This is a genomic window from Mesorhizobium sp. M00.F.Ca.ET.216.01.1.1, from assembly GCF_004010325.2.
GTDB lineage: Bacteria > Pseudomonadota > Alphaproteobacteria > Rhizobiales > Rhizobiaceae > Mesorhizobium.
In genome coordinates, this window is record NZ_SADR02000061.1 from 1 (window position 1) to 7844 (window position 7844).

The window sequence follows — 7844 nt, forward strand, 5'->3', positions numbered from 1 at the left end:
CGTTACGACAAGGAGGCGATGGAAGCCCTGTTCGTGGGTCTGTTCCTGGAAGCCCATGATAAGCCGCCAGGCGAGATCGTGCTCGATCTCGACGCCACCGATGATCCGCTGCACGGCCAGCAGGAAGCTACTACAACTGCTACTGCTACCTGCCACTCTACGTCTTCTGCGGCCGGCACCTTTTGGCGGCCAAGCTGCGACGCTCCAACATCGACGCCAGCAAGGGCGCGGTCGAGCAGGTCGCGCGGATCGTGACGCGAATCCGCAAGTCGTGGCCCCGGGTCCGCATCATTCTGCGCGCCGATTCTGGCTTTGCCCGTGAGGCGCTGATGGCCTGGTGCGAGCAAAACCGCGTCGACTATGTCTTCGGGGTCGCCCGCAACGAGCGGCTGGAAACGAAGATCGCCCCGGCCCTGGCGGAAGCCTGCCGCGGCGCGGCCAGCATTGACGGCCGGCCGATCACCGCGCCTGGCGCGGACCGCGCCGTCGTGTTCCAATTGCCGGAAGGCGGAACCACCCCACAGCCAAGCTGGCGACGGGCACCTGATCGCATGCTGGCGGCAAGGGACAGGTATCTGAGAACTGATCTCAGCATAGGGCGACGACAGCCGCTTGCAGGCGTTGGCGCGAAAGCCACCTTCAACCACAAACCGCGGCGGATGACCGAGATGCCGGAGCTCCAGGACAGCGATGTCCTAGTCGAGATCCATGCCGCAGGGGTGAACCTGCTGGATTCCAAGATCAGGACCGGAGAGTTCAAGCTCATCCTGCCCGATCGCCATCCGTTCATCCTGGGCCACGACGTGGCCGGGAGAGTTGTTCGCGTGGGATCGAAAGTCCGCAAGTTCAACCCGGCGACGATGTCTATGCGCGGCCGCGCGATGGTCGGATCGGAACCTTCGCCGAGTTCATCGCCATGGATGAAGCCGACGTGGCCCTGAAGCCTAACAATCTCAGCATGGAAGAGGCGGCCTCGATCCCCTTGGTCGGACTGACCGCCTGGCACGCGCTTATCGAAAGGTCAAACCTGAAGAAGGGACAGAAGGTCTTCATTCAGGCTGGTTCCGGCGGCGTGGGGACGTTCGCCATCCAACTGGCCAAGCACCTCGGCGCGACCGTTGCGACAACAGCGAGCGCGGCAAGTGCGGATCTGGTCAAAGATCTCGGCGCCGACGTTGTCGTCGACTACAGGAAAGATGACTTCGAGAAAATTCTGTCGGGCTATGACGTCGTCTTGAACAGCCGCCAAAACACTCGAAAAATCCCTGAGCGTGCTGAAACCGGGTGGGAAGCTCATCTCCATCTCCGGTCCACCTGATCCCGAATTTCCCAAGGAGAACGGACTGAATTTGATGCTGAGGCTGGTGCTGCGCTTCCTGAGCCGCGGTATGCGGACCAATCCAAGCGCCGTGGCGTGAAGTTCTCGTTCCTTTTCATGTGGGGGCAGGGTGATCAGTTGAGCAAGATCACCTCCTCATCGAAGCCGGTGCGATGGCTACTGCCGCTTTTCGTGTTCACCATCATTGTGTCTGCCGGCTTTGGTGCCGCCTTGACCTTCGTCCCATAGCCGACACGAGTTTCGATCGAGATCGATCCTCGAACGTGCGAAAGCAGCCGCCGCCAGCGTCGTGTGCCGCGACCCCCCGCTATTCAAGAGCCGGGACGAACTGCGGCCAGCCAATGCATCTAATGGGCGGTGTAAGCTCCGTCCACCAGATGGTAGCTTCCAGTGATAAAGCTAGCCTGGTCGGACAAGAGGAAGCACACAAGAGCCGCTACCTCATCCGGTCTCCCGCGCCTGCCCATCGGCTGAAGCCCCGCCATGCGCCGGATTGCTGCTGCCTCCATTTGCTCCGATAAAAGTGGCGTTTCGATCCAGCCGGGGCCGACGACATTGATCCGGATGCCCATTCTTGCATATTCCATCGCCGCAACCTTGGTCAGTCCAACGACCCCGTGTTTCGCTGCCGTGTATGCGGACGCAGTTGGCAATCCGACGGAACCGAGAACGGAAGACATGTTGACGATAGCGCCTCCGCCCTGATCCAGCATGGCGGCGATCTCGTACTTCATGCAATAGAAAACGCCATTTAAGTTGACGTTTATCAGCTTGTGCCAGTTGTCGAGCGGATAGTCTGCCGTTGCTTTTCGAACGCCGTCGATACCTGCATTGTTTACCGCCATATCCAGGCCGCCGCATTTCTGGACAGCGAACTCGACCAACTTTTCCACGGCTGCCGCATCAGTGACATCGACCGCAAAGTCGTGGGCCCTGCCTCCTTGCGAGCGTATTTCGGCGGCTTTGCTGTGCGCAGCCTCGGCATCGAGGTCGGCAACAACAACCTCGGCTCCTTCTTGTGCGAGTTGCCGTGAAACAGCCGCTCCTATTCCGGAGCCTGCACCGGTCACAATCGCGATCTTATCTCGGAAGTCACGCTTCATCTCTATCCTTATGCCCACTGCGACATACCGAATGGAGCTAGGTGGTGGTCGCAAGAGGCTTCGTTCATAGCAGATTTCGGCAGCCAAGGCCCCTGTCAGTCATGTGAACTCTCCTGGCGCCCGACGACCTCGGCAAACGTGCGTGGCGCCTAACGCGAATGAAAGATTACCTCAGCAGCCGGCCTGACTGGATTTTAGGCATCACACCAGTGAAGCGGTTTGGCGAGCATGGCGGTCGGCAACGCAACGCCCCCTGGTTCCCGGCCGTTCCAGGCCAGTTCGGGCAAGTTGCGAGACTTGGCCGGCGGGCCTTGGAGTGCTAGAGACGAGGGTAGGGCTGACCAGTTTCTTAGCAGGTAGAAATGGACGATAACCACATTGCGCGCCGGGGGCTCGTGCTGGGTAGTCTGGCTCTGATGGTTTCCGGATGTACGTCGGCGTTGCGACAGGCGGCGGAGCCGATTTCATCCGCGTTCGCACCAAGGCGTGGCCTGGATCCTCGTTACCGACGGCAGCATGTGCGGTATTACGGAAACGAGCCGGCTGGAACGATCGTCGTCGATACTTCGCAACGTTTCCTCTATGCCGTCGAGACGGACGGCTGGGCGACGCGCTACGGCGTCGGCGTCGGCGAGCAGGGACTTTCGTTCAAGGGTACAGCGACCGTAGGCCGCAAGGCGGACTGGCCGTCGTGGACGCCCACCGACAACATGATGAAGCGCAAGCCTCGCCTGGTGCAATACGCAGGAGGGGTCCCCGGCGGACCAAACAATCCGCTTGGTGCGCGGGCCCTTTATCTCTATCGCGACGGGCGCGACACCCACTTCCGCGTGCATGGCACAAACGAGCCGTGGACGATAGGCACAGAGGTGTCGAACGGGTGCATCCGATTGATAAATGACGACATCATTGATCTTTACGACCGTACCCCTGTGGGCACGACGGTGCTGGTTATTTGATAATCTGACGGTGCGCCGCACGTCTGATCTTCGTCGGATGGTGAACTCTGCCAGCACGTCGCCATAAACGTACCGCGCAGTTACGGGCAACCGGGTGCCAATTGTGTCCTTTCTGCACTAGGCCTTGGCATAGTTTGCAGCTAGTTTATCGGGGCTGCATATTAGTTGTGGCGCTTCTATAGGCTATTCCGCCCCCAGGGAAAGGATTGCTTGATGAGCAGGATCTTGATTGCAATGGTTGCCACGCTCGTCGTTGCCAGCCTAAGTGGCTGCGCGATGGATTGGATCGGCAAAGGAAAGGGAAAAGCTCCTCCGCCGGCACCCGCTCCGGTAGAGCAGCCCGTGATTAAATAAGGACCGGCTTTCGGTGAGTATGGGAAGGGCCGCCAGGCCCTTCCCCGTCGATACGCAGGGGCCAAGGCCGACTTCATAGCCTGCGGCGCAGTTGGCGGGCACAGGCCTGCGCTTCGTGAAGTTCGGGAGTGCGGCGATGATGCTTGTAAATGGCCGTATCTTGCTCGTGGCCCTGCTGCCGCTCGCGGCAGCGGCATGTCAGACGAGTGACCTGCCGGCCCAGCCGAATTTCGTTTCTTTTGCCGATGGCGGAACTGCCTCTCAAGATAAGGACGAGCGGTTCTTCATCGAGTTCCGCTCCCGCTACGCCCTCAGCTACGGCCACACTTATGCAGTCTTTGGGCGTTTGAACCGAGCCGGGAAAATGGTTGATCCCCAAGTCGCGGGCCTTCACCCGGCTTCGAACAGTGCAGTTCCCTACGTTCTGGGCCATTTCGTGCCGGTGCCAGCCGAAACCGGGTGGAGCGACGGTGATCTGGAAGAACAATACAGATCCGCAAGCTGGCGTGTCATGCTGACCCGGGCCGAATACAACAAAGTCGTTGCCTACATCCGGAAGCTGCAGGCGAAGTCCCATGTCTGGCAGGCAACAGTGTTGAACTGCAACGGCTTCGTGGCTGACATCGCGCGCTCCATGGGGTATAAGACCCCCGCTATTCAGCTCCGGCCACAGCAATTCATAACCAAGCTTCGAGAAATGAATACCTAACCAAGTTTCGAGGAATGGATGGGGCCGAATCCGACCGGTACTGCCCCTCCGGCTGTCGCATCTGCGGACTCATTCGAGGAGGATCGCTGCGCCTGAAGGTCGGCCGGTGACGAAATCGAGGAGATGGGTGAAGTGGCCATACCCAGGGGCCGCCTGCTACAGTCCCAGATCCCGGAAAGGGCGCCGGTGGCCTGAAGTGAGCATTGCAGTAGCCTCAGTGGGCGAGATCATATGGGTGATCGGCGTCGTGGGTTGGTACGTGATCCGGTATCCCTTCGAGCGCCGGGCGAGACGTGTGCGAATTGTAACTGGCGGCCGCTCACCTTCCGACACCGTCGGGCTTGCATCGGCTCTTTTTGGCCTAGCGATCCTGCCTGCCTTCTATGTCGCCACCGGCATCCCCGCAGCGGCTGACCATTCCGCCAGCGCGTGGGCGGTGGCTCTCGGCACCATCATCTTCTGCTCCGCGTTGTGGATTTTTCGCATATCCCACAAGGAACTTGGCCGTAACTGGTCGATTACGCTGGAGATTCGCGAACGGCATGAACTAGTCTGCGCCGGGCCATACGCCCTAGTCCGCCACCCGATGTACACCTCGTTCCTGCTCATGGGGCTCGGCCAGGTCTTTCTGCTGTCGAACTGGGTTGCGGGCACTTCCGGTTTGATTGGTTTCGCAGTCCTTTTTCTGCTGCGAGTGGATAAGGAAGAGCGTATGATGCTGGAGAATTTCGGCTCGCAATACCGTGCCTATATGGAAAAGACCAAGCGAATAGTCCCTTATCTTTATTAGAGGTCCTTTGATGCGAGGCCGAGCCCTCAAGCTCTCGGCGCCGCGGCGCCTTGTTGGCGATCTGATGAGGTTTTCGATCGGCGTGCCACGGGTCGCAGTGCAGCGCCAGATGAACCTGGGCCCACTCGTAGCGGCTAGAATGGCGCAACAGACCAGGCCCTCCTGGACCGCGATCTTCCTGAAGGGATACGCGCTTCTCGCCCGAGAGATGCCGGAGCTACGGCGCGCCTATGTCAAGTTGCCCTGGCCGCAGCTTTACGAGTACCCGGCAAGCGTAGCCTCGATTGCTCACGAGCGCGAGTATGACGGTGAGCCGGCCGTTCTGTTAAGTTGCATCAAGTGCCCGGAGCGCTACTCTATCACGGAACTTGAGGCATCGATCCACGCGGCGCGGTCACGGCCGATCCTTGAGGTCACGGAATTCCGGCGTGCCTTGCGGATGGCACGTGCGCCCGCGCCACTCAGGTGGCTGCTTATGTGGCTAGGGCTGAATATCGCCCGGCAAAGGGCAAATTACTTCGGTACCTTCCAACTGTCGGTCTATTCGGGTCTCGGCGCGGAATCACTCAACCCGCTCACACCATTGACCACTCTTCTCAACTACGGTCCGATCGGCGAAGACGGATCGGTGAATGTCCGCATCCATTACGATCACCGGGTAATGGATGGAGCGAACGTCGCACGAGCACTAGAGAGATTCGAAAAGATTTTGAACGGCGCTGTCGCAAATGAAGTGGTGCTGCTCGGTCAAAGTGTTGCCGCTCCTGCAAGGCAGAGGAACGCGACATGATTTCGCCCTGTGAATTCCGGCCAGCGGTCGTCGTGACTGGCGGGTCAGGTGGAATTGGACGCGCAATTGCGAGCGTCGCTGCAAGGGAGCGCGGTGCGGTTGTGCTCGTTGCCCGCTCGCCCGAGGGTTTGGCCGCCGCGGCGGCTGAGGTTCGGGAGGCGGGTGGCGAGGCATTCACGCTCGAGTTGGATCTCGTGGCAGGCGATGCGCCAACGCGCCTAGAAGACTTTCTGTCCGCACACGGCCTGGTCTGTGATGTGCTGGTCAACAGCGCCGGCTATGGACTACGAGGCGCGGCGACGGCGCTCCCTATTGATGGCCAACTCGGCATCATCGATCTTAACATACGTTCTCTCAGCGAACTGACCCTCCACTTTCTGCCGGGAATGGTGACGCGCGGGCGCGGCGGGGTGCTCAATCTCAGTTCCGTGGCCGGGTTCGTTCCTGGGCCTTACATGGCTTTGTACTTCGCCAGCAAAGGTTTCGTGCGCTTCTTCTCAGAGGCGCTTCATCAGGAATTGCGCAGAACCGGTGTGACTGTCACATGCGTGGCACCAGGGCCAGTGTCGACGGAGTTTCTCGAAAGGTCCCGCGCCTATCAGACGCAGCTCTTCAGTATCTTGCCCCAGCTGGATCCGGAGGATGTGGCCGAACGTGCGTGGCGAGGGTTCAAATCCGGTCGTCGCCTCGTCGTACCGGGAATCTCGGCCAAGTTGGCTGCCCTTGCGGCGGCGCTCCTACCTTCCGCAGCGATGCTGCCCCTGGTCGGCCGGCTGCAACGCAGCGGCAATGATCCATGTCCTTGCGGTTCAGGTATGAAGTTCAAGAAATGCTGCGGTACCCGCCAGATTCAGCTACGCCGGGGCCCTCGGGGAATTATCCCCTGACCGGACCAGCACGCCACCGCTCGCCATTTCAGGAGTCGTTGATGGTCTTGGTTGCGGCTCAACGAACAAAAGCTTTCCACCTGAACCGTTGCCGCGCTCTCGTGCCTCGAAGGTTGTGTTGGGGTCATGGGGTTGGTACACGGCGCGCATGGAGTCGCTCTCAGTCAGCGAGACAACGCCAAACCTTCCAGACCCTACCGCCCTCCAAGCCACAACGCAGATAGGTTGCCCATGGGGCCACAGGCAGTGAGGAAGCTCCTGACATAGCGTCGCAGGCACCCGCCACAAGGTCCGCACCCGTTCAGGAATGAGCACAGTCCGACGTATCTTCTTCACTGCACCGCAGGCCTCGAAGCCAGTCGCGGCCGCCCCGGGGAATCATCAAGGCGAGGCGTGACTGTTACAACGTAAGCGGGAAGGCCACCCATCTGGCGCAGCAAGTATGCGGCGGCGATGATGACACTGAAGTAGCCGAGGAGCTTTCAGTGTCAATTTCTATGTCTGCGCCTATGCCCCTATGCCTGCGGATAGAAGCTTTCAATTGATTGAGGCGGTTGCGGATCGCTTCGAGGGTGCCCGGTCGCGCGGAGGCGGCGATGGTCGGCTGCGTTCAAGACCGAGATGGTGGCAAGGAGCTCTGAACCTGGCGCCAATATTTCGGCCCTGGCTCGGGAGATTGGGATCAGCCCATCGCAATTGTTCGGCTGGCGGGCTGCGCAACCCTGACCAGCTCCGCCCGGGCGAACGCTGACCGCCGCGCATTACCTAAGGGGGGTCAAAATTGGACGCCGATCTGGAGTGGGCCCCTCGGGCCGGACAGGATGGTTTTCGGTAATTGACCGGGCAGCCGGGCTTTCAGAGGATGAAGGCCCATGGCAAAGCACCGAACCCACAGCGTCGAGTTCAAGCGGCA

At 60.2% G+C, this 7844-nt stretch carries 7 protein-coding genes and 2 pseudogenes; 8 read left to right on the forward strand and 1 reads right to left on the reverse strand.

Features of this window, described 5'->3' with window-relative positions:
- A pseudogene (locus EN859_RS34845) lies at window positions 1-422 on the forward strand (transposase); the annotation flags it as partial.
- Between the two features lie 237 nt (window positions 423-659).
- Window positions 660-1474: pseudogene (locus EN859_RS34850) on the forward strand (NADP-dependent oxidoreductase); the annotation flags it as partial.
- A gap of 212 nt (window positions 1475-1686) precedes the next feature.
- On the opposite strand, the gene fabG reads toward EN859_RS34850, so the two are convergent.
- A complete protein-coding gene (gene fabG, locus EN859_RS34855; protein WP_127857134.1) occupies window positions 1687-2442 on the reverse strand; it encodes a 3-oxoacyl-ACP reductase FabG in 756 nt (251 codons plus the stop codon).
- A 362-nt stretch (window positions 2443-2804) separates the two neighbouring features.
- Here fabG and EN859_RS34860 point away from each other — a divergent pair, with 362 nt between their 5' ends.
- The 6 genes from EN859_RS34860 (at window position 2805) to EN859_RS34885 (ending at window position 6931) form a co-directional block, all read left to right on the forward strand.
- Window positions 2805-3401: a L,D-transpeptidase gene (locus EN859_RS34860; protein ID WP_127857133.1), complete on the forward strand. Its 597-nt coding sequence runs from the start codon at window positions 2805-2807 to the stop codon at window positions 3399-3401.
- A 213-nt stretch (window positions 3402-3614) separates the two neighbouring features.
- Complete coding sequence (locus tag EN859_RS40000) at window positions 3615-3755, forward strand: ABC transporter (protein ID WP_127857132.1); 141 nt, start codon at window positions 3615-3617, stop codon at window positions 3753-3755.
- Window positions 3756-3891: 136 nt separating this feature from the next.
- The gene (locus EN859_RS34870) at window positions 3892-4464 is read left to right on the forward strand and encodes a hypothetical protein (RefSeq protein WP_127857131.1); all 573 of its coding nucleotides are present in this window, start codon (window positions 3892-3894) and stop codon (window positions 4462-4464) included.
- A gap of 202 nt (window positions 4465-4666) precedes the next feature.
- Window positions 4667-5254, forward strand: coding sequence for a protein-S-isoprenylcysteine O-methyltransferase (locus EN859_RS34875; protein WP_127857135.1), 588 nt, complete (start codon window positions 4667-4669; stop codon window positions 5252-5254).
- 10 nt (window positions 5255-5264) lie between these two features.
- Window positions 5265-6044 (forward strand): hypothetical protein, encoded by a 780-nt coding sequence (locus EN859_RS34880; RefSeq protein ID WP_127857130.1) that lies wholly within the window; start codon window positions 5265-5267, stop codon window positions 6042-6044.
- On the forward strand, window positions 6041-6931 hold the full coding sequence (locus EN859_RS34885; protein WP_127857129.1) for an SDR family oxidoreductase: 891 nt from the start codon (window positions 6041-6043) through the stop codon (window positions 6929-6931). Before EN859_RS34880 ends, EN859_RS34885 begins: the two co-directional genes overlap by 4 nt.
- The last annotated feature ends 913 nt before the right edge of the window (window positions 6932-7844 follow it).

Bases quoted from the DNA above. Each gene is read 5' to 3' on its own strand.
- EN859_RS40000 (WP_127857132.1), top strand. From the start codon at position 3,615: ATGAGCAGGATCTTGATTGCAATGGTTGCCACGCTCGTCGTTGCCAGC.
- fabG (WP_127857134.1), bottom strand. From the start codon at position 2,442: ATGAAGCGTGACTTCCGAGATAAGATCGCGATTGTGACCGGTGCAGGC.
- EN859_RS34870 (WP_127857131.1), top strand. From the start codon at position 3,892: ATGATGCTTGTAAATGGCCGTATCTTGCTCGTGGCCCTGCTGCCGCTC.
- EN859_RS34880 (WP_127857130.1), top strand. From the start codon at position 5,265: ATGCGAGGCCGAGCCCTCAAGCTCTCGGCGCCGCGGCGCCTTGTTGGC.
- EN859_RS34885 (WP_127857129.1), top strand. From the start codon at position 6,041: ATGATTTCGCCCTGTGAATTCCGGCCAGCGGTCGTCGTGACTGGCGGG.
- EN859_RS34860 (WP_127857133.1), top strand. From the start codon at position 2,805: ATGGACGATAACCACATTGCGCGCCGGGGGCTCGTGCTGGGTAGTCTG.